Source organism: Sulfitobacter sp. KMM 9851 (genome assembly GCF_057178245.1).
Genome location: NZ_CM169991.1, coordinates 2,919,049 through 2,939,754, shown reverse-complemented (window position 1 = coordinate 2,939,754; position 20,706 = coordinate 2,919,049). Strand labels below are relative to the sequence as shown.

The 20,706-nt window shown below is 60.6% G+C and carries 22 protein-coding genes; 10 read left to right on the top strand and 12 right to left on the bottom strand.

What is annotated here, in order from left to right; genetic code table 11:
• Nucleotides 1–113 precede the first annotated feature (113 nt).
• The 4 genes from AC1965_RS14555 to lgt all read right to left on the bottom strand — a co-directional run bounded on the left by AC1965_RS14555 (nucleotide 114) and on the right by lgt (nucleotide 3,235).
• Nucleotides 114–257: a hypothetical protein gene (locus AC1965_RS14555; protein ID WP_483884565.1), complete on the bottom strand. Its 144-nt coding sequence runs from the start codon at nucleotides 255–257 to the stop codon at nucleotides 114–116.
• Nucleotides 258–540: 283 nt separating this feature from the next.
• Nucleotides 541–1,296, bottom strand: coding sequence for a peptidoglycan editing factor PgeF (gene pgeF, locus AC1965_RS14550; protein WP_483884564.1), 756 nt, complete (start codon nucleotides 1,294–1,296; stop codon nucleotides 541–543).
• Entirely contained in the window at nucleotides 1,293–2,354 is a 1,062-nt protein-coding gene (locus tag AC1965_RS14545; RefSeq protein WP_483884563.1) for a class I SAM-dependent methyltransferase, read from the bottom strand. Before AC1965_RS14545 ends, pgeF begins: the two co-directional genes overlap by 4 nt.
• A complete protein-coding gene (gene lgt, locus AC1965_RS14540) occupies nucleotides 2,351–3,235 on the bottom strand; it encodes a prolipoprotein diacylglyceryl transferase (RefSeq protein WP_483884562.1) in 885 nt (294 codons plus the stop codon). The genes AC1965_RS14545 and lgt overlap by 4 nt, the downstream gene beginning before the upstream one ends.
• Before the next feature lie 94 nt (nucleotides 3,236–3,329).
• Here lgt and AC1965_RS14535 point away from each other — a divergent pair, with 94 nt between their 5' ends.
• From AC1965_RS14535 to AC1965_RS14515, 5 genes are all read left to right on the top strand, one after another.
• Nucleotides 3,330–3,572, top strand: a complete 243-nt coding sequence (locus AC1965_RS14535) for an accessory factor UbiK family protein (protein WP_483884561.1) — start codon at nucleotides 3,330–3,332, stop codon at nucleotides 3,570–3,572.
• 327 nt (nucleotides 3,573–3,899) lie between these two features.
• On the top strand, nucleotides 3,900–4,400 hold the full coding sequence (locus tag AC1965_RS14530; RefSeq protein WP_483884560.1) for a type III secretion system chaperone family protein: 501 nt from the start codon (nucleotides 3,900–3,902) through the stop codon (nucleotides 4,398–4,400).
• A gap of 35 nt (nucleotides 4,401–4,435) precedes the next feature.
• Nucleotides 4,436–5,251, top strand: a complete 816-nt coding sequence (proC, locus tag AC1965_RS14525) for a pyrroline-5-carboxylate reductase (protein WP_483884559.1) — start codon at nucleotides 4,436–4,438, stop codon at nucleotides 5,249–5,251.
• Nucleotides 5,244–5,582, top strand: coding sequence for a tRNA-binding protein (locus tag AC1965_RS14520; protein ID WP_483884558.1), 339 nt, complete (start codon nucleotides 5,244–5,246; stop codon nucleotides 5,580–5,582). The genes proC and AC1965_RS14520 overlap by 8 nt, the downstream gene beginning before the upstream one ends.
• Entirely contained in the window at nucleotides 5,579–6,529 is a 951-nt protein-coding gene (locus tag AC1965_RS14515; RefSeq protein WP_483884557.1) for a 2-hydroxyacid dehydrogenase, read from the top strand. Before AC1965_RS14520 ends, AC1965_RS14515 begins: the two co-directional genes overlap by 4 nt.
• Here the strand turns inward: AC1965_RS14515 and AC1965_RS14510 are convergent.
• Together AC1965_RS14510 and AC1965_RS14505 are read right to left on the bottom strand one after the other, a co-directional pair.
• Entirely contained in the window at nucleotides 6,526–7,107 is a 582-nt protein-coding gene (locus AC1965_RS14510; RefSeq protein WP_483884556.1) for a thymidine kinase, read from the bottom strand. The two genes, AC1965_RS14515 and AC1965_RS14510, sit on opposite strands and share 4 nt — an antisense overlap.
• A gap of 194 nt (nucleotides 7,108–7,301) precedes the next feature.
• The gene (locus AC1965_RS14505) at nucleotides 7,302–8,426 is read right to left on the bottom strand and encodes a beta-ketoacyl-ACP synthase III (protein ID WP_483884555.1); all 1,125 of its coding nucleotides are present in this window, start codon (nucleotides 8,424–8,426) and stop codon (nucleotides 7,302–7,304) included.
• A gap of 186 nt (nucleotides 8,427–8,612) precedes the next feature.
• Between AC1965_RS14505 and AC1965_RS14500 the strand changes: the two genes are divergently transcribed.
• Nucleotides 8,613–9,140: a BrnA antitoxin family protein gene (locus AC1965_RS14500; RefSeq protein ID WP_483884554.1), complete on the top strand. Its 528-nt coding sequence runs from the start codon at nucleotides 8,613–8,615 to the stop codon at nucleotides 9,138–9,140.
• A 515-nt stretch (nucleotides 9,141–9,655) separates the two neighbouring features.
• On the opposite strand, the gene carB is transcribed toward AC1965_RS14500, so the two are convergent.
• On the bottom strand, nucleotides 9,656–12,988 hold the full coding sequence (gene carB / locus AC1965_RS14495; protein ID WP_483884553.1) for a carbamoyl-phosphate synthase large subunit: 3,333 nt from the start codon (nucleotides 12,986–12,988) through the stop codon (nucleotides 9,656–9,658).
• Nucleotides 12,989–13,294: 306 nt separating this feature from the next.
• On the bottom strand, nucleotides 13,295–14,173 hold the full coding sequence (locus tag AC1965_RS14490) for a LysR substrate-binding domain-containing protein (RefSeq protein WP_483884552.1): 879 nt from the start codon (nucleotides 14,171–14,173) through the stop codon (nucleotides 13,295–13,297).
• Nucleotides 14,174–14,286: 113 nt separating this feature from the next.
• Between AC1965_RS14490 and AC1965_RS14485 the strand changes: the two genes are divergently transcribed.
• Nucleotides 14,287–14,991, top strand: coding sequence for an SDR family oxidoreductase (locus AC1965_RS14485; RefSeq protein ID WP_483884551.1), 705 nt, complete (start codon nucleotides 14,287–14,289; stop codon nucleotides 14,989–14,991).
• Nucleotides 14,992–15,126: 135 nt separating this feature from the next.
• On the opposite strand, the gene AC1965_RS14480 is transcribed toward AC1965_RS14485, so the two are convergent.
• Both AC1965_RS14480 and AC1965_RS14475 read right to left on the bottom strand, forming a co-directional pair.
• Nucleotides 15,127–15,501 (bottom strand): hypothetical protein, encoded by a 375-nt coding sequence (locus tag AC1965_RS14480; protein ID WP_483884550.1) that lies wholly within the window; start codon nucleotides 15,499–15,501, stop codon nucleotides 15,127–15,129.
• A gap of 399 nt (nucleotides 15,502–15,900) precedes the next feature.
• Nucleotides 15,901–16,683, bottom strand: coding sequence for an alpha/beta fold hydrolase (locus AC1965_RS14475; protein ID WP_483884549.1), 783 nt, complete (start codon nucleotides 16,681–16,683; stop codon nucleotides 15,901–15,903).
• Nucleotides 16,684–16,737: 54 nt separating this feature from the next.
• On the opposite strand from AC1965_RS14475, the gene AC1965_RS14470 reads away from it, so the two are divergent.
• Nucleotides 16,738–17,112 carry a hypothetical protein gene (locus AC1965_RS14470; protein WP_483884548.1) on the top strand — a complete coding sequence of 125 codons (375 nt, stop codon included), beginning with the start codon at nucleotides 16,738–16,740 and terminating at the stop codon, nucleotides 17,110–17,112.
• Between the two features lie 21 nt (nucleotides 17,113–17,133).
• Here AC1965_RS14470 and AC1965_RS14465 read toward each other — a convergent pair whose 3' ends face one another.
• Entirely contained in the window at nucleotides 17,134–17,532 is a 399-nt protein-coding gene (locus AC1965_RS14465) for a (R)-mandelonitrile lyase (protein WP_483884547.1), read from the bottom strand.
• Nucleotides 17,533–17,827: 295 nt separating this feature from the next.
• Nucleotides 17,828–19,105: a serine hydroxymethyltransferase gene (gene glyA / locus AC1965_RS14460; protein ID WP_483884546.1), complete on the bottom strand. Its 1,278-nt coding sequence runs from the start codon at nucleotides 19,103–19,105 to the stop codon at nucleotides 17,828–17,830.
• A gap of 181 nt (nucleotides 19,106–19,286) precedes the next feature.
• On the opposite strand from glyA, the gene AC1965_RS14455 reads away from it, so the two are divergent.
• Entirely contained in the window at nucleotides 19,287–20,048 is a 762-nt protein-coding gene (locus AC1965_RS14455; RefSeq protein WP_483884545.1) for an NAD kinase, read from the top strand.
• Nucleotides 20,049–20,389: 341 nt separating this feature from the next.
• The gene (locus AC1965_RS14450) at nucleotides 20,390–20,587 is read left to right on the top strand and encodes a CsbD family protein (RefSeq protein ID WP_483884544.1); all 198 of its coding nucleotides are present in this window, start codon (nucleotides 20,390–20,392) and stop codon (nucleotides 20,585–20,587) included.
• Nucleotides 20,588–20,706: the final 119 nt, after the last annotated feature.

Sequence of the window (20,706 nt, the reverse complement as noted above, 5' to 3'; positions counted from 1 at the left end):
TGGCTGCCACATTCGGGCAAAAGAAAACCCCCTGAAGCGAATCAACGCGACAGGGGGAAAAGGGGCACCGCGCCGTGGTTTGGGCGGTGCCAGGGGAGGAGTGGTCTAGAGGATCAAGCCGTCTTGCGTTCGACGGGGGTCGCATTGCGCTTGGCGATAAACGCGGCGCGGCGTGTCCCGCGGGCCCAAGGCATGACGGTGTCGTTCTTGGCTGCTGTTTCTACAACCGACTTGATGAAGCGCTTGTTGGTTTTCATGGCTCAGTCCTCTCAGTATGTCTGCTGGGCGTCTGCCCTTGCTTGAGATTAATATGACGGAGCAATCGGGCTGGTTTTTGGCAGTTTGGAAAAAACTCGACATAAATTCGGCGTTCTTTTGGGTCATTTGTGGTGCTCTTGCCCAAATTTGAAAAACTCTTTGTTTTCAACGAAAATAGGCGCGCTGGTGTGGCCAGTTCTTTGAAATTTGACGGATTGTTTCCGATTTCGCACCTCGCTTTGCGGCGCAAGCACGGCCAAATCTGCCCCAATCCTGCCCAGATCAGAGCGTGATCGCGGCGATCAGGCGGCCATAGTCCGCTTCTTTGGCGTGGGTCGTGCGGCGGTAGGAATAGAATCGCTCGGCATCATGATAGGTGCAGTGGCGCGTCCACTCTGCATGGCCTATTCCGGCGGCACGCAACCGGTTAAGGCCAAAGCCGGGCAGGTCAAACAGCATTCGATCACCGTCGCCTTGGATGAAATACCGCGAGAAGCTGGGATCGGCCGCCAGAAAGTTATCGAGAAACTCGGGGCCCACCTCATAGGCGCGCTGCGAAATCGACGGCCCGATCACGGCGGTGATGTTTTCGCGCACAGCACCCAACTCGATCATCGCATCAACGGTGGCCTCCAGCACGCCGTCCAGCGCACCGCGCCAGCCCGCATGGGCCGCCCCGATCACGCCCGCATCCACATCGGCAAACAGCACCGGCTGACAATCCGCGGTTAGGACAGACAGCGCAATACCGGGGGTGCTTGTCACCATCGCATCGGCACGCGGCTTTTGCGGCATCGGTCCGGTCACATGCAATGCCGTCGCAGAATGGACCTGATGCACACCAAGCAGGTTTTCAGGTGCGACCCCCATTGCCTCGGCTGCACGGGCACGGTTGATCGCCACAATCTCGGTCTGATCAGAGCTGCCAGTGCCGCAGTTCAGCCCTGCAAATACGCCAGATGACGCACCGCCCCGCCGGGTAAAGAACCCGTGGCGCAGAGGTGCAAGGCTGTCTGATGTCAGAATTTCAAGCGTCATGGCTCCAGTCCCGGTGGCGGGGTCTGTCCCGTTTGATATAGCCCCATCACCTTGAACAAGTTTCCCATTTCTTCGGGGTGCGTCAACCGTCGATGTGCGGCGATATGACTTTCGAGCGCGGGGCCGGTCAGGCTTTGGGCCAGTCGCGCAGCCCTGCCGCTGATGCCAAGGCGTTCCAGAAACAGGCCTTGCGGCGTGACGCGACTATGCGCGCAGGCTGTGGCGGCCCCGGCCAGCGCCGCAAAATCCACATGCGCGGTCAGATCGGACTGTCCGGGGGTGGCCAGCACATCAACTGGGCTATGGTTTTGCACCGCCTGCAAGGTATCTCCCAGTGACTGCCAATCGCCATAATCAATGATCAGCGCCACGCCTCCATGACTGCCGATCCGACGAGCGATGGCGTCGATGATCGGGGCTGCGGCACTGCACAGCTCCACCAGCGCGCCGTCTTCGGTATCCACCAAGCGGTCGTTCAGCACGGGTTGTGGCAACACCGGACCCAGCCCAAACGACAAATTCCCGTCAGCCATCCCCACCTGCCGCTCGCGCCATGCAGCGCCGGCGCGCACGAACTGGCGAATCGGCAGCGCGTCAAAGAACTCATTTGCGACCACGAACAGCGGTTGGTCGGGCAGGGCGCTGGCATCGGGTATCCAACGCACCGCATATCCGGCCAGTGCCTCGCGTTGTTGGGCCTCCAATACCGGTGACGCCTCGACCAACGTGATCCGCGCCGCGTCGATGAACCCCGGGACCTTGACGCAGGCGCGCAACATATCGGCCATCAACGTACCCCGCCCCGGTCCCAATTCCGCTAGGGTAAAGGGCGCGGGCGCTCCGTGATCCAGCCAGGACTGCGCCAGCGCCAGACCCATCAATTCGCCAAACATCTGACTGATCTCGGGTGCGGTGACAAAATCGCCGGCCTGCCCGAACGGGTGTTGGGTAGTGTAATAACCCCAGTCGGGATGCAGCAGGCAGGCCTGCATATACGCATCCAGCCGCAGCGGCCCGTCATGGGCAATCCGCCCTAGCAGATGATCCTTCAGCGTCATGCGCGCCGCATCGCCCGCATCATCAGGAATGCACCGACCATCATCATTGGCAGGCTCAGGACCTGCCCCATGGTCAGCCCATATCCGCCCAGGTGCCATGCCAGCCCCAGCGGATTGCCATCAGTCACAAACTGCGCATCCGGCTGGCGCACAAACTCGACCACGAAGCGAGCCAGCCCGTAGCCTGCCAGAAACGTGCCCGCGATCAGGCCGGGCCGCTTCAGTGCGCCGCGCCGCCATGCCATCCAGATCAACAGCGCGCCCAGAACCAAGCCTTCTAGCAGCGCTTCATATAGTTGCGATGGATGCCGTGCGCACAGACCCGCCACATCCGGGCAGTACTGTGCAGCCTCCGTCGGAAAGGCGACACCCCAAGGCAAATCTGTGGGTCTGCCCCAGAGTTCGGCGTTGATGAAATTGGCCAGACGCCCCAGAAACAGCCCTGGCGCGAGGCCGAGGCAGACCATGTCACCGGTCGAGATTACCGGCAGCTTGTGCCGCCATGTATAGAACAGCCCGGCCAGAATGACCCCCAGCGCGCCACCATGGAACGACATGCCGCCTTCCCACAGTTGCAGGATGCGCGCAGGGTTTTCGAGGTAATAGCCCGCCTGATAAAACAGCACATACCCCAGCCGACCGCCCAGGATTACACCCAGAATGACCCAGAATAGCAGATCCTCGATCTGGCCGGGCTGCATCGGCGGTGTGTCATTTTTCCACAACTTTGGTCGGCGTACCATTCGGACGACCAACTGCCAGCCCAACAGAATGCCCACGATATAGGCCAGCGCGTACCAGCGCAGGGCAAAGGTGGTGCCAAACAAATCAACCGAGAAAATCTCGGGCGCGATATCGGGGAAGGGGAGCATGGCTATCATGATGCTGATTGAGCAAGGCCGCGCGGGGAAGTCAACCTTGCGGGCGCAGGTCAGACACCCCATATAGAGTTCAACAGGACATCGGAGGCCAGACATGCAGACCCGTAACAAGTTTTTCGACGACATCTCACAAATGATGACAAATGCGATGGGCGTCGCGCAGGGCGCCAAGGACGAGGCCGAAACCGCGTTCAAAGGCATGTTGGATCGCTGGCTGGCCGATCGCGACTTTGTCACCCGCGAGGAATTTGATGCGGTGCGCGCCATGGCCCAAAAGGCCCGCGAAGAAAATGAGGCGCTCAAAGCGCGTCTGGATGCGATGGACGCCAAGGGCTGAAACCATGGTGGCGCTGCCGCGCCATTTCATTCACCCGCCCACCTTCTGCGTGCCGCAGTGTCCCGCTGCGCGGCGCGCGTTCCCCCGGTGTTGATCAGAATTGGCCTGCCTGCGCCTAAATTCTGTGTGTCTGGCAAAGTTACCCACAACTTATTGTGGTTATCCCCTACGAATTGTAGTTATCCCCAAGAAAAGGGTTGCCAGATCGCCCTCATGCCCGCACCATATCTTGTATAGGCGGTGGTTATAGCCACGTCTATTAGTGCAGGCATCCATGTCTGGTGGCGCGTAGCTGCCCCTGACTGGAGTATATAAAGAGGTGGCGAAATGGCCCTGTCCGAGCATTACCTTGAAGAAGACATTCACCCCATTGATATCGTTGAAAATCTGGCGGCCCATCATGAATGGGACTTTGACCGCATCGCGGATGATCAGATCGCGATGGCTGTCGAAGGCCAGTGGCGCACCTACTCGATCACCCTTGCGTGGTCCGCCTACGACGAAACACTGCGCCTGATCTGTACCTTCGAGATGGAGCCCCCGGCCGAGAAACTGCCCAAACTTTACGAGCTTCTGAACTTAGTCAACGATCAGTGCTGGGCTGGTGCTTTCAGCTTTTGGGCGGATCAGGAACTGATGGTCTACCGCTACGGGCTAGTGCTCAGCGGTGGGCAAGTGGCCAGCCCTGAACAGATCGACACGATGATCGGGGCCGCAGTAATGAGCGCAGAACGCTATTATCCCGCGATCCAATTGCTGGTCTGGGGCGACCGTACCCCAAAAGATGCGCTCGAAGTCGCCATTGCAGAGGCCTACGGGCGGGCGTAACAACGTCCCCGGAATAACATTTCGGGGGAAAGATCATGAAAGACAGCCGCGTGGCACGGGACGGTCTGGTATTGCTGGGCTGTGGCAAGATGGGCTCGGCGATGCTGGCCGGATGGTTGGCCAAGGGTCTGCCTGCGACATCGGTCTGGGTGACCGATCCGCACCCATCTGACTGGTTGCAGGCGCAGGGCGTAAATTTGAACGCCGAGCTGCCCGCGCAGCCTGCTGTGGTCATTGTTGCGGTCAAACCGCAAATGATGGCCGAGGCGCTGCCGACGTTGCAGAAGATGGGGAATGGCCAGACACTGTTTGTCAGTGTCGCGGCCGGTACCACAATCGCCTATTTTGAACAGGTACTGGGCGGCCAGACCCCAATCGTACGCGCCATGCCCAACACACCAGCGGCGATTTCCCAGGGGATAACGGCGATCACCGGCAACGATCATACCGGCCCGCAAAATTTGGACGAAGCCGAGACATTGCTGCGCGCGGTCGGCGATGTGGTGCGCTTGCAGAACGAGGCGCAGATCGACGCGGTGACGGGCGTCAGCGGTTCTGGCCCAGCATATGTTTTCCACATGATTGAAACGATGGCAGCGGCGGGCGTGGCGCAGGGGCTGCCCGAAGATCTGGCCATGCAACTGGCCAAGGCAACGGTGGCCGGAGCTGGCGCGCTGGCAATGCAGGCTGACGAAACTCCCGCACAGCTACGGGTCAATGTGACCAGCCCCAACGGCACGACCCAGGCTGCACTTGAGGTTTTGATGGATGCCCAAAACGGCTTTCCTGCCCTGCTGAAACGCGCCGTTGCGGCGGCGGCGGATCGATCGCGGGAACTGGCCAATGGCTGAGATTTCCTTTGACGATTTTACGAAAGTCGACATTCGAGTAGGCACCGTACTGCGCGCCGAAACCTTTCCAGAGGCCCGCAAACCGGCGATCAAACTCTGGATCGACTTTGGCGGCGACATTGGCGAGCGGAAGACCTCGGCGCAGATCACCGCACATTATCAACCCGACACGCTGGTGGGGCGGCAGGTGGTCGCGGTTGTCAACTTTCCCCCGCGTCAAATAGGCAAATTCATGTCAGAGGTTCTGGTGCTTGGCCTGCCGGATGCGGCGGGTGAAATTGTATTGCTCGGTCCCGATCAGGTGGTGCCAAGCGGGGGGCGGATGCATTGAAAAAGATATTGATTGCCAGACCCTTGCCGGACGAAGTGACCGAAACGCTGACTGGGTTTGACGTCACGGTGCGCCGCAACACTGCCCCGCTGACCGCGGACGAATTGCGCGCTGCCCTGCGGGATTTCGATGGTGTTCTGCCCACCTTGGGGGACGCGTTTTCGGCACAGGTCTTTTCGGATGTCCCACGCCCTCGGTGCAAGATTCTGGCCAATTTCGGGGTGGGCTATAACCACATCGACGCCGCTGCCGCACAGGCAGCCGGGTTGGTGGTGACCAATACGCCGGGAGCCGTTACGGATGCCACCGCAGATATTGCGATGACACTGATGCTGATGTCCGCCCGACGCGCTGGCGAGGGCGAGCGGCTGGTGCGGTCTGGGGCATGGGAAGGCTGGCACCCGACGCAGATGCTGGGCTTGCACCTGAGCGGCAAGACAGTTGGAATTGTCGGAATGGGCCGCATCGGTCAAGCCATCGCTAGGCGATGTCACTTTGGTTTTGACATGAAGATCAAATACTTCAGCCGCAGCGCCAAGGTGCTGTCGTACTCTGCCGAGCGCGTGGAAGACCTGCACGATCTTGCCGGTCAGGTGGACGTATTGGTGGCCGCAGTGCCCGGCAGTGCACAGACGCGACATCTGATCGACGCCTCCGTGCTGCGCGCCATGCAGCCCCATGCGCGGCTGATCAACATTTCGCGCGGCGATGTGGTGGAAGAGGCGGCGCTGATCGCATCCCTCCAAGCGGGCGAGATCGGTGGTGCGGGGCTGGATGTCTACGAATTTGAACCCAAGGTGCCGCAGGCATTACGGGAACTGGATAACGTGGTTCTATTGCCGCATTTGGGCACGTCAGCCCTTGAGGTGCGTGTGGATATGGGCCGGATGGCGGTCGCAAATCTACAAGCGTTCTTTGCCGGCCAGACCCCGCCGAACGTCGTTTAACCGTCGCCCATCGCAGCACGCCAGTGGCGGCGACACAGAGAGACATAGGTTTCGTTGCCACCGATCTGAACCTGTGCGCCGTCGCGGGTGGTGTTGCCTGCGGCGTCGCGGCGCACCACCATCGTGGCCTTCTTGCCGCAGTGGCAAATGGTGCGCACTTCGCGCATTTCGTCGGCCAGGGCCAGCAGGGCGGCAGAGCCGGGAAAAAGCTCCCCCCGGAAGTCGACGCGCAGACCGTAGCACATGATGGGCACGCCCAGATCGTCCACCGCGCGGGCCAGTTGCCAGACCTGATCCTTGTCGAGAAATTGCGCCTCGTCGATGAAAATGCAAGCGCAAGGACCTGATTCTATACGAACTTTGATTTTGGCGAGGATGTCTTCACCCGGCGAAAAAGTGTCGGCGTCCTGCCCGATGCCGATGCGTGACGCTATGCGGCCATCACCGGCGCGGTTGTCGAACTGGGCGGTCAACAAATAGGGGGCCATGCCACGTTCGACATAGTTATGCGCCGCCTGCAACAGCACCGTCGACTTGCCCGCGTTCATGGTGGAATAATGAAAGTACAGTTTTGCCATGCCGGACGTGTTACGCGGCAGAACAGACTGGATCAAGAACGTATATCGCGCGGCGGTCGCCCGGTGATTTGATGCGCTGCGTCAGATGTGCGCCGATCTGGATTGAAACACGGCACTCGTTACCAAACTGCGATGACCATAGCGCCGACGGATGAAAAAGTAGTTAACGCCGCGTTTCACCTGCCTTTGATCCGCTAACCGTGTTTCTGAACGATGACAGATCCCACCGAATATCCGGCCCCGAAAGAGCAGATCAGCCCGGTATCGCCATCGGCCAAGTCGCTGGAATGTTTGGAAAAGGCAATGATCGACCCGGCGGAGGAGGTGTTGGCGTAGTCTTGCAGGATGTTGGGCTGTTCACCCGGTTCGGGCACCCGGCCCAGCACCTTGCGGCCAATAAAGTCGTTCATGGATTTGTTGGCCTGATGTAGCCAAAGACGTTTCAAATCAGCGGCTTCGATGCCGTCGCTTTGCATGTGTCCGGCAATGTGATCGGCAACCATGGGCAGCACTTCCTTGAACACTTTGCGCCCGTTTTGCATGAATTGCATGTCGCGCCGATCGGCCACACCGTCGGGGCGGGATCGGCGTAGAAAACCGTTGTTGTTGCGGATGTTGTTGGAAAATTCGGTGGCGCAACGGGTTGATTTTATTTCGAAATACGGCCCGGTTGCGGCTTCGGCCCGTTCGATCAGCGTCGCCGTGGCCACGTCACCAAAGATGAAATGGCAGTCGCGGTCGCGCCATTCCAGGTGGGCGGAGCAGATCTCGGGGTTGACGACGAGGGCGGAGCGGATGGAGCCGGAGCGGATCATGTCGGCGGCGGCCTGAATCCCGAAGGTGGCGGAGGAGCAGGCGACATTCATGTCGAAGGCGAAGCCGTTGATTTGTAATAAGTCCTGGATTTCGATGGCGACGGCGGGGTAGGCGCGTTCGAGATTTGAGGCGGCGCAGATCACGGCGTCGACATCGGCGGCGGTTTTGCCTGCCTGGGCGAGCGCCTTTTGCGCGGCATCCAGGGCCATTTCAGCCATCAGAGATGGTTCGTCATCGTCGCGCTGGCGCAGCAGGGGGTGCATGACGCGCGGATCAAGTATACCTTTTTTATCAACGACATAGCGCTGTTCGATGCCGCTCGCCTTGAGGATGAATTCCTCGGAGGAATGGGGCTTTGCCTCGATCGTTCCGGCGGCGATGTCGGCGGCGTGGTCGGCGTTATATAGGTCGGCATAGGCGTTGAAAGCCTGCACCAGTTCGGCGTTGCTGATGGTCTGTTCAGGGGTGAAAACGCCCGTTCCTGTGATGGCGGGTGTGTACATCTGCGTTCTCTCTTTCTTATCAGCGGCTTGCCTTGGTTTCTTTGTGTGGAAAACGCAGGAGGTTAAGCAGGCGTTAAATGTCACACGGCGTACACCGGACGTACACAGCGCGTGCATACGGTGGTCTTAGAAGTTTTTAACGAAACTTTTGCACAGTTGCCACGGGTTTGACACAAGGAGACGATCATGGCGCCACGTGGACATGTGCAGCGCGCGCATATGAATTATTTTACCGATGTCATGCAACAGGTGACTTGGGACGTGCATCAGACGGTGTTGGACAATGGCGAGGTGCCGCGGCAGTGGCACCGGATCGCACGGCGGCGCGGGGCGCGGGAGAAGGTGCGCGTAACCTTGCGGGTGGAGGAGGATGTGGTGAAGTTTTTCCGCGCCATGGGAAAGGGCTATCAGGAGCGGATGAACGATGTGCTTCGGGCCTGGATGCATGGACGCGTGGCCGGGGTGATTGATGGGCCGGAGGCAGAGGATCTGACGGTGGCGCTGGTGCAGCAATATGCGCGGCCACGGGCGGGGGATGTGGCGATGAACCTGAAGGGCATCGTGCGGCGCGATGACGGGCGGCTGTATTCGCTGGATGAGGAGCGGTATTTGGCGGAGGAGGATTTGACCGCGGAGGCCGAGGTGGTTGAGGCGGCAGTGGAGGAGGCCGCGGCGCAGGCGGTGGTGTTTTCGACTGCGCGGGGGGCGGGGTGAGGGCCCGCCTGCCCGTCGCACCGAAGGTGCGCCGTGAATGATGGCACGCCTTTGGCGTGACGGGTGGCGATAGGATGCAGAGGGGCAGCGCCTGCCCGTGGGGTGGCGATTAACTAGGGTTATTCGTCCCACTTTATGGTGCAGCCTTGGCGTGACTTATCAAACTTAATCCCTGCCTTGATAAATCGCCTCCCCGTGGGGCGGGCAGGCGATGGCCCGGCGCCTGCGGCTTGATTCCGGGCCGCTGGCAGGATGGGCGTGGCATTATGCGTGCGGGTGAGGGGGTGCGCAAGATCGCCTTCCCATCGCACCGGAGGTGCGCATCAATTCAATTGGCGGGCAGGCGATGGCCCGGCGCCTGCCGCTTGATTCCGGGCGGGGTGGTTGCGTTGGCGTTGCTGGGTGTGGTGGGGGTGAGGGGGAGTGCGAAATCGCCTTCCCGTCGCACCGGAGGTGCGCATCAAATCGAACTGCGGGCAGGCGATGGCCCGGCGCGTTGCGCCGGGCAGCCTTTCTTAGCCCTGCAAAGCCTTTACCCCAATTTCATCCTCGGCCTGCGCCTTGATCGCCAGGGCGGCGGCGTGGCTGCCGGCGGCGGTGGTGAAATAGGGGATCTTGTCAAAGAGCGCGATGGAACGGATGGATTTGCTGTCCTCAACCGCTTGGCTGCCTTCGGTGGTGTTCATCACCAGATGAACGTCGCCGTCCTTCATCATGTCGGTGATGTCGGGGCGGCCTTCGTAGACCTTGTTGACCACGGCGCAGGTGTGGCCGTTCTGGGTCAGCCACTCGGCGGTGCCGCGCGTGCCGATCAGGGTAAAGCCTTGCCCAAGCAGGATTTCTGCAGCCGCCAGCATGTCGGCACTTTTGTCCGTATCCTTGATCGACAGGAAGGCACAGCCGGAGCGCGGCAGCGGATTGCCCGCCCCCATCTGCGCCTTGAGGAAGGCGCGGGGGAAATCGCGGTCCCAGCCCATGACTTCGCCGGTGGAGCGCATTTCCGGGCCAAGCAGCGTGTCGACACCGGGGAAGCGGGCAAAGGGCAGCACGGCCTCTTTCACCGAGAACCACGGCATGTTGGGGTCGGCCAGTGTCATTGGGTCGCCCAGCGGGAGGGTGTCTTCGTAGGCGGCCTGCGCGGGGTAGGGCGCGCGCAGCGGGAAGTTGGATAGCGGTTCGCCCGCCATGATCCGCGCGGCGATGGAGGCGATGGCGCTATCGGTCGCCTTGGCCACGAAAGGCACGGTGCGCGAGGCGCGTGGGTTGACCTCGATCAGGTAAATCTCGTCGTCTTTGACGGCGAACTGGATGTTCATAAGGCCGACGACGTTCAGTGCCAGCGCGAGGGCGCGGGTTTGGACGTTGACCTCGTCGATGATGTGTTGCGGCAGGGAGTAGGGCGGCAGGGAACAGGCGCTGTCGCCCGAATGCACGCCGGCCTCTTCGATGTGCTGCATGATGCCTGCGACATGTACGTCCTTGCCATCGCAGAGCGCGTCAACGTCCAGTTCCACCGCGCCGGAAAGGTAGCTGTCGAGCAGCACGGGGCTGTCGCCTGAGACCACGACGGCGCTGGTGATGTAACGCTCGAGGCTGGCCTGATCACGCACGATTTCCATGGCGCGGCCACCCAGCACATAAGAGGGGCGGATCACGAGGGGGAAGCCGATGTCCTTGGCGATCTCCAGTGCTTCGGCGTCGGAATGGGCGATGCCATTGTGCGGCTGTTTCAACCCGAGGTTCAGCACAAGCTGTTGAAAACGCTCGCGGTCTTCGGCAAGGTCGATCATGTCTGGGGTGGTGCCAAGGATCGGGATGCCCGCCTCTTGGAGCCCATTGGCGAGTTTCAGCGGGGTCTGGCCGCCGAACTGCACGATGACGCCGTGCAGGGTGCCGTTTTCCTGCTCAACGCGCAGGATTTCCATGACGTGTTCAAAGGTCAGCGGCTCAAAATACAGGCGGTCTGAGGTGTCATAATCGGTCGACACGGTTTCGGGGTTGCAGTTGACCATGATGGTCTCATAGCCCGCATCGGTGAGCGCATAGCAGGCGTGGCAGCAGCAGTAGTCAAATTCGATGCCTTGGCCGATGCGGTTGGGGCCGCCGCCAAGGATCACGACCTTTTTGCGGTCCGAGGGCCGTGCTTCGCATTCGACGTCGCCCATCAGGGGGGCCTCGTAGGTGGAATACATATAGGGCGTCTGGGCTTCGAATTCGGCGGCGCAGGTATCAATGCGTTTGAACACGGCCTTGACGCCAAGGGCGAGGCGGGCATCGCGCACGGCCGCTTCGCGCTGGTTGGTCAGGGTGGCGAGGCGGGCATCGGTAAAGCCCATCATCTTGAGATCGCGCAGCCCGTGTTCATCGGTGGGCAGGCCGTTTGTGCGCACGACTTCTTCGGCCTCGACGATCTCGCGGATGCGGGCGAGGAACCAGGGGTCAAACATGGTGACGGCGTGGATGTCATCGTCTGACATGCCGTGGCGCATCGCCTGAGCGATGGTGCGCATGCGGTCGGGCGTTTGTTTGGCGATCGCTTTGGTCAGGGCGGCGGCATCAGGGGCGCCGGGGATGTCGACCTCGTCAAACCCGGTGAGGTCGGATTCCATCGAGGCGAGCGCCTTTTGCAGGGACTCGTGGATGGTGCGGCCAATCGCCATTGCCTCGCCGACGGATTTCATCGCGGTGGTCAGGTGAGGCTCGGACCCGGGGAATTTTTCAAAGGCGAATTTCGGGATTTTGGTGACGACATAGTCAATGGTGGGTTCAAAGGATGCCGGGGTGACGCCGGTGATGTCGTTGTCCAGCTCATCCAGTGTGAAGCCGACGGCGAGTTTGGCGGCGATTTTGGCGATGGGGAAACCCGTCGCCTTGGACGCGAGCGCCGAGGAGCGTGACACGCGCGGGTTCATTTCGATCACCACCATGCGGCCATCGGCGGGGTTGATTGCCCACTGCACGTTGGAGCCACCCGTTTCCACGCCAATCTCGCGCAGGACCGCGATGGAGTGGTTGCGCATGATCTGGTATTCTTTGTCCGTGAGGGTCAGCGCGGGGGCGACGGTGATGCTGTCGCCGGTGTGCACGCCCATCGGGTCGATGTTTTCGATGGAACAGACGATGATGGCGTTGTCGGCGGTGTCGCGCACGACTTCCATTTCAAACTCTTTCCAGCCGAGCAGCGATTCGTCGATCAGGATCTGCCCCATCGGCGAGGCATCCATGCCCGAGCGGCAGAAAAATTCGTAATCGTCGCGGTTATAGGCCACGCCGCCGCCGGTGCCGCCCATGGTAAAGGCGGGGCGGATGATGGCGGGCAGGCCGACATAATCCAGCGCTTCGACGGCCAGTGCGACGCCCGCGGCGAGGTCTTTTTTGCCGTCGGCGCGTTTGGGGGCGGTGACGATGGTGGCCTTGGGGTTTTCGATGCCCAGACGGTCCATCGCGTCGCGGAAAAGCTTGCGGTCTTCGGCCATTTCGATGGCTTCGCGTTTGGCACCGATCATTTCGACGCCGAATTTCTCAAGGATTCCCATCTCTTCGAGCGCGAGCGAGGTGTTCAGGCCGGTCTGGCCGCCCATTGTGGGCAGCAGGGCGTCGGGGCGTTCTTTTTCGATGATCTTGGCGACGATTTCGGGGGTGATCGGTTCGATATAGGTGGCGTCGGCCAGGCCGGGGTCGGTCATGATGGTTGCCGGGTTGGAGTTGACGAGGATGACGCGGTAGCCTTCCTCTTTCAGCGCCTTACACGCTTGGGCGCCGGAGTAGTCAAACTCGCAGGCCTGTCCGATCACAATAGGGCCTGCGCCAATGATCATTATCGACTTGATGTCGGTTCTTTTTGGCATCGGTCAGGCCCCCGGTCATGTGCAAATTGTCGTGGGTTATAGGCATGGGGCCGCGAGGTGCAAGGACCGAATGGCATGATGGGGTATATGATGTGTGACAGGGCCGCTTGGCAGGTATTTGTGGGGCTGACGGGCGCTGCGTGGATTGCCGGGTCAGGGTTGATCGCAGGCGTGGGCGCGGGGAGGTCGGGGCGCGTTTTGGTTCGGACGGGGTAAGGGGCGCCCGGCGGTGGGTGTCGGCGGGGCAGAATTGGGCGTGTATTTGCCGCAGGCACGTCAATGTCGCCCCTGTTGTCACGGTGCGGGCTAAAGCGGTTTTTCCGCTTGCGCCAAGAACCACGTTACGACGGCGCCAATGGCGGCGTTCTGCTTGGATTTGCGCGCGGTGAGCAGGTAAAAATCCTGTTTGCCGGACAGGGTTTTTGGCGTGATCTGTATCAGCCGTTGCGCGGCAAGGTCCGTTGCCACGAGAAAGCGGCTTACCAATGCTGCCCCCTGACCAAACAGCGCGGCGTCCATTGCCAAAGACGTCTGACTGAGGCGCAGGCCATGACCTCGGCCATCCTCGATGTTGTGCGATTTGAGAAATTCGGGCCAAAGATCATGGGCATCGTGAAGTTTGGGTATCGACGATATTGCTGCCGCATCAAGAGGTAAGGCGCGCCCGCCGATCAAGTTTGGCGAAGCGACTGCGACGACCTCCTGACGAAACAAAAGGTGAGCGTCCAAGGAGGCCCCAAAAGGAGGTTCGCCTTGGCGCACCGCAAGGTCGATGCCATCGCTGTGAAAGCTGGATATCTTTTCAGTGGCCAGAATACGCAGGTCAATTTCGGGATGCTTGGCCGAAAAATCAGGCAGGTTAGGGATCAGCCATTTTGCGGCGAACGTGGGTGTCACGCTGACAAGGACCTTGCCCGGTTCAGGTTTTAGGTGATCGGTGGCAGTGCGTAGGGCGTCAAACGCGGCGGCGACAGACGCATGATAACTTCGGCCTGATGACGTGAACGCAAGACCTTTGGGCAGTCTTTCAAACAGTTGCACACCCAACTGCGCCTCAAGCTGGCGCACGTGTTGGGCGACAGCACCTTGCGTAACGCCCAAGTCATCCGCCGCGGCACGGAAATTCAGAAATCGGCCGGCCACTTCAAATGCGCGCAGTCCATTGAGGGGAGGTAGTTGGCCCATATGGCAGTAGTATTCCTATGGTCAGGGAACATCAATTCTCCATCGTGATACGGTATATTCTACCTTATTAGTCGGGTGAATATCAGTCAGGTGAATATAGGTCGGAGAAAATAATGTCAGTAGAAAAAGTAGCACTTGTTACCGCAGGTGGAAGTGGCATTGGGGCAGATGCCGCACGCCAGTTGGCTGCGGATGGATTTAAGGTGGGGATATTGTCATCATCGGGCAAGGGCGAGGCGCTTGGCGAGGAATTGGGTGGTTTTGGCGTCACCGGTTCCAACACCAATCCCGACGACCTCTCCGCACTGGTACAAGGCGCTGTTGCGCGGTGGGGCCGGGTGGACGCACTGGTAAACTCCGCAGGCCACGGCCCGAAGGGACCGGTGCTGGAAATCTCAGATGATGATTGGCACAAGGGTATGGAAATGTACCTGATGAACGTCATTCGCCCAACGCGGTTGGTCACCCCGATCATGCAGGCGCAGGGGGGCGGGGCGATTGTCAACATTTCGACTTTTGCCGCGTTTGAGCCTGACCCGCTGTTCCCGACCTCGGGCGTATTCCGGGCGGGACTTGCTGCTTTTACCAAGCTTTATTCCGACAAATATGCCGCTGAAAATATCAGGATGAACAATATACTACCGGGTTTCATCGACAGCTTGCCAGAGACGCAGGATCGCAAGGCGCGTATTCCGATGGGGCGCTATGGACGGGCACAGGAGGTGTCCGCGATGATTTCACTGCTGGCGTCCGAAAGCGGAGGATACATGACCGGTCAAAACTTGCGGATCGACGGCGGATTGACCCGCGCCGTCTGACGCTATCGTGGCGCGACCGCAATGCTATTGGTGCGGTCGCGCCAATGTCGGCGTCGATGGCGCCGTTCAACAATGGACCCGTTTGGGGTGTCTACACAGTATTGGTACAGATGGACCCGGCGTCAGCTACGACGACTAAGACGCGTCACTTACGACAACGACAGGTGCAACCACGCCACCATCCGTATTCACGCCACCAATACCCACGCCAAAATCAATGCCTTCACCATTCAGGCCAAGTCCCAAGTCGAGACCAATGTAGCTGTTATCGCCAAGATAGGCAGCACCTACAGTCGGGCGGACACGCTGTGACTTGAACATGTAATCAAGGCCAAGACTGGCCGCAAATTCGTCCTGTTCGTCTGTTGAAAACACGCGGATCCCAGCGCCATAATCCACATTCCCGCCGCCGAAAGTCATGCTCAAGCCGAAGCCTAGGCTGGGATCAGCGGAGGCTGGAACGGCAAGGCCCAAGGTCAGGGCTGTAGCTGTGAAAATACTTTTGATCATATCGCGTTCCTTTCATATAAAATAGCGCGGCAAAGATGCTCATTACATCTGTTGCAATTGAAAAACTGTTTGGGGCCAGACCAGCAAATAAGATGCTGGCAGCGGCGTTGCTAGAACTGTCAACTTGTCGGTGCTAAAAAAGTGTCTTTTGGAAAAATCGCAAACTATACAGGGCGACGCTGGCACAAATCCGGTTAAAAATCCAGCCCGTTGTTGGGCGCTTATGCCTCTACCGGCTTGGCAGAGATTGGCTGGTGTGCAGAATCTGCGAAAAACACGGATACAAATCAGACGTGCGCTGCACCTGCGTGATCGGTGGCAAGCGGCTGTTTCAGGCAAGTCCCATTGACCGCTAAAAGTTGCGTTTGTTGCCTTAGGGGCGCGCCCCGGGTCAGAGCGTTAGTCTGGCGCTGCGGCATCCAGAAAAACCCGCGCGGCAGCTTCGAATTCGCGCGGTTTTTCGGCATGCAGCCAGTGGCCTGCGCCGGGGATTTTGGCGAAACGGGCGGCGGGGAACAGCGATTTGATCTGGTCGCGGTGTTCGGGGCGCACATAGTCAGACGCGCCGCCTGACAGAAACAGGGTGGGGCCGTCGAACTGTCCTGCCACATCGGCGGGCCAGCCGATGATCTTGGGCATTTCGGCCTCAAGCACATCGAGGTTCAGGCGCCATGCCTTGTTTGCCACATCAAGCGATTGGGTGAAAAAGCTTTGCAGGGCGCGTTCGACCCCGGCGGCGGCGAGTTGCGTTTCGGCGTCTGAGCGGCGTTCGATTTTATCGAGGTCCACGGCGCGCATGGCATCAATGAACATCTGCTGCGTATGGCCGTAAGCCACGGGGGCGATGTCGGCGACGATCAGGCGGCGCAGCAGGTCGGGGTGGTGCAGGGCCAGCACCATCGCCGCCTTGCCGCCCATGGAATGCCCGCAGATGTCGACGGGGCCACCGATATGGGCAATCAACTGTGCCAGATCATCGGCCATATCGGGATAGCTGTGGCTGTTTTCGCGCGGGCTGGTGCCGTGGTTGCGCATGTCTACGGTGATCACGCGGCGGCTGTCAGAGAGCCGTTTGGCGATGACGCCCCAGTTGCGGCCAGAGCCATAAAGCCCATGAACGATGACAAGGGCGGGTGTTTGGGCGGTGGCGGCGGTGTCGCCGTATTCGGAAAAGCTGAGCATGGGGTAGGATTACTGCCATTGCGGCCCCGGTGCCAGAGCGATTAGATTGCGCGGATGATAGAGCCACAGGAATTTGCCAGACGCGCCGAGGCGTTGCGCCAGCAGTTTGAGGCCCAACTGGGGGTCAAGAGCCGCGATTTGCGTCATGCTTTTCGCCGGGCGGGGCGGTTGTTGCCGCGCCGGGTGCGGGGGCAGGGCGCGATTTTGGCCAAGGCAGAGCGTGACATCGCCAATCCGCGTTTGGCGCGGCAGATGGACGGCGGCACGCTGCGGGCGGCATTTGAACGGGTCAGCGAATTTCTGCGGTCCGTTGATGTGGCAGACCGCCGCCGCGCGCGGCTGTTGTCGCTGGCGGCGGTGGTGGCCTTTAATCTGATCGCGGTTTTTGCCGTCTTTGTGGTCTGGCTGTGGTGGCGGGGATACGTCTAGGGCCTGACCGCCAAGGGGCCGTCAGCCGGGCTGATATTGTTGGTCGCTGACCTGTTCAAGCCAGTCCACCGCGCTGCCGTCTTGGGCTTCTTGCAGGGCGATATGGGTCATGGCGCTGTCGGGGGCGGCCCCGTGCCAATGTTTTTCGCCCGGTTCAAACCAGATGACATCGCCGGGGGCGAGGCTGCGGATTGGCTGGCCGTCGGTCTGGGCGAGGCCGTGGCCGTCTGTCACAATAAGGGTTTGGCCAAGTGGGTGCGTGTGCCACGCGGTGCGTGCGCCGGGGGCAAAGGTGACACTGGCACCGCGCAGGCGGGCCGGTGCCGGGGCCGAGATCAGCGGGGCGATGGTGACGGTGCCGGTGAAGTAATTGGCGGGGCCGGGTTCGGGCGGGCGGCTGTCCTTGGGGTGAATGATCATTTGCGGTTCCTTTTGGGCGGAGTGTGGCGGTTGTGGCGAGGGGGGGCAAGGGGGTGATGCGGGGTGCTGAGGGGCAGCGGCTGCCCGTGGGGTGGCGATTGAGCGGGTTACTCATCCCACTTAATGGTGCAGCGGTAACGCGACCTATCAGAGTTGGGCCAAGCCTTGATAAATCGCCTCCCCGTGGGGCGGGCAGGCGATGGCCCGGCGCGCTGTGCGCTTGTTCCGGGCGAGGGAGACACAATAAAAAAGGCCCCCGCATTTCTGCGAGGGCCTTGGACGTAATGCGTACCTCTTACAGGTTCGGATACAGCGGGAAGCGTTTGCACAGGGCTTCGACTTCGGCTTTTACCTTTTCCTCGACGGCCGCGTTGCCGTCGGCGCCGTTGGCGGCCAGGCCGTCAACCACTTCGATGATCCAATCCGCGATCTGGCGGAACTCGGCCTCGCCAAAGCCGCGGGTGGTGCCAGCGGGCGAGCCGAGGCGGATACCGGAGGTCACGGTTGGCTTTTCCGGATCAAATGGCACGCCGTTCTTGTTGCAGGTGATATGCGCGCGGCCCAGTGCCTTGTCGACGATATTGCCGGTGACGCCTTTGGGGCGCAGGTCGACCAGCACGACATGGGTATCGGTGCCGTGGGTCACGGTATCAAGCCCACCTTTGATCAGTTGATCCGACAGGGCCTGGGCATTGGCGATGACCTGTTTGATGTAGGTCTTGAACTCGGGGCGCAAGGCCTCGCCAAAGGCCACGGCCTTGGCGGCGATGACATGCATCAGGGGGCCGCCCTGGATGCCGGGGAAGATGGCGGAGTTGAACTTTTTCGCCAGCGCCTCGTCATTGGTGAGGATCATGCCGCCGCGCGGGCCGCGCAGGGTTTTGTGGGTGGTGGTGGTGGCGACATGGGCGTGGGGGAAGGGCGAGGGGTGTTCGCCCGCAGCCACGATTCCCGCAAAGTGCGCCATGTCGACATGCAGGTAGGCGCCGACCATATCGGCGATCTCGCGCATGCGTTTGAAATCAATCTGGCGCGGGATGGCGGAGCCGCCGGCGATGATCATCTTGGGGTTATGCTCGCGGGCCAGCGCTTCGACCTGATCGTAGTCTAGCAGGTTGTCTTCTTTGCGCACGCCGTACTGGATGGCGTTGAACCATTTGCCCGACTGGTTTGGCGCGGCACCGTGGGTGAGGTGGCCACCTGCGTCGAGGCTCATCCCCAGGATCGTATCACCGGGCTGGAGCAGGGCCTGAAACACGCCCTGGTTGGCCTGGGAGCCGGAGTTCGGCTGCACGTTGGCAAATTTGCAGTCAAAGAGTTCGCACGCGCGTTCGATCGCGAGGTTCTCGACCACGTCGACATGTTGGCAGCCACCATAGTAGCGGCGGCCCGGGTAGCCTTCGGCATATTTGTTGGTCAGCACAGTGCCTTGGGCCTGAAGCACAGCGGCGGAGACGATGTTTTCAGAGGCGATGAGTTCGATCTCGTCGCGCTGGCGGCCAAGTTCGTCAGTTATTGAGGCGAAGATCGCGGGATCAGAATCGGCAAGGGATTTAGTGAAGAAACCGGACATGGTGGATCCTTTATCGGGGTCAAGACTGTCTGTTGCCTATAGGAAACTTGACCAAGGGTGAAGGCAGGAATCCGACGTGTTGAAAGATATGTGCGGCAATGCTGGTTAAGAGCGGAATAATGTGGTTGTTTTGGCCCCAAATGCAGACAATCGGAAACTTGCCCCAAATGACCAAAGTATCATGCCTGTGAAAATCGCCTTTGTCGCCAGCCGCGCCACGGTGGCGCAGACGGCGCGTGCGGCGCTGATCGGGCGGTACGGCAATGTGCCGCCTGAGGAGGCAGAAGTCGTTGTGGCGTTGGGCGGTGATGGGTTCATGCTGCACACGATGCATGAGATTCAGGCGCTGGGCGTGCCGGTCTATGGGATGAACCGGGGCACCATCGGGTTTCTGATGAACAATTATTCCGAGAGTGATCTAGTGGCGCGTCTGGCCGCCGCCGAGGAGGCGGTGATCAACCCGCTGGTGATGAATGCCACCCATCTGGACGGCAGCAAGAGCCGGGCGCTGGCGCTGAACGAGGTGGCCCTGCTGCGCGCAGGCCCGCAGGCCGCGAAATTGCAGATCACGGTTGATGGGCGCCTGCGTATGCAAGAGCTGGTCTGCGACGGGGCGCTGGTGGCCACGCCTGCGGGGTCAACGGCGTATAACTATTCCGCGCATGGGCCAATTTTGCCAATCGGGGCGGATGTGCTGGCGCTGACGGCAGTGGCGGCGTTCCGGCCCCGGCGCTGGCGCGGGGCCTTGTTGCCGAAAGGCGCCACGGTGCGGTTTGATGTGCTGGAGCCGGAAAAGCGGCCGGTGATGGCGGACGCCGACGGGCAGTCGCACCGCGATGTGGTCACGGTCGAGATTGCATCGGACCCAACGATCGAGCACCGGATATTGTTTGATCCGGGGCATGGGTTGGAAGAACGGTTGATTTCCGAGCAGTTCACTTAGGTGGATCGCTAACGCGACCTACGGCGAGCAGCCGCGCCCCGGCCTACCCGGACCCCTGCATACTACCGGGGGGCAGCCCCCCGGACCCCTGCATACTACCGGGGGGCAGCCCCCCGGACCCCTGCATACTACCGGGGGGCCAGCCCCCCGGACCCCCCGAGGGTATTTACGACTCAAAAAAGTGACGCGACGGGCGCGACTGGGCGGGCGGGATTTCGCCAGATTTGGGGGGCGGTTCATACGCATGCGGGAACTTTGCCGAGGGTCTGGCGTTGGGTGTTCAAGAGGTCGGGGGTATCACCACCACCTGCCTCAGACACCTAGAACAAAGGAGTTCCGTGATGAACTGGGATCGAATTGAAGGCAATTGGAAGCAATTCACCGGTAAGGTGAAAGAAGAATGGGGTGATCTGACCGACGACGAGATCGCCGAAGCCAATGGCAACCGCGAACAGCTCGCCGGGAAAATCCAGGAACGCTATGGCGTGGCCAAGGATGAAGCAGAGCGCCAGCTGGACACATGGGCCGCGCGCCACTGATCTGCGAGACATTTGATGAAAAAGGCGGCCCGTTGGGTCGCCTTTTTCACGTTTGCCGGTCTTTTCACGTTTGCCGGTCTTTTCACGTTTGCCGGTCTTTTCACGTTTGCCGGGCAGAG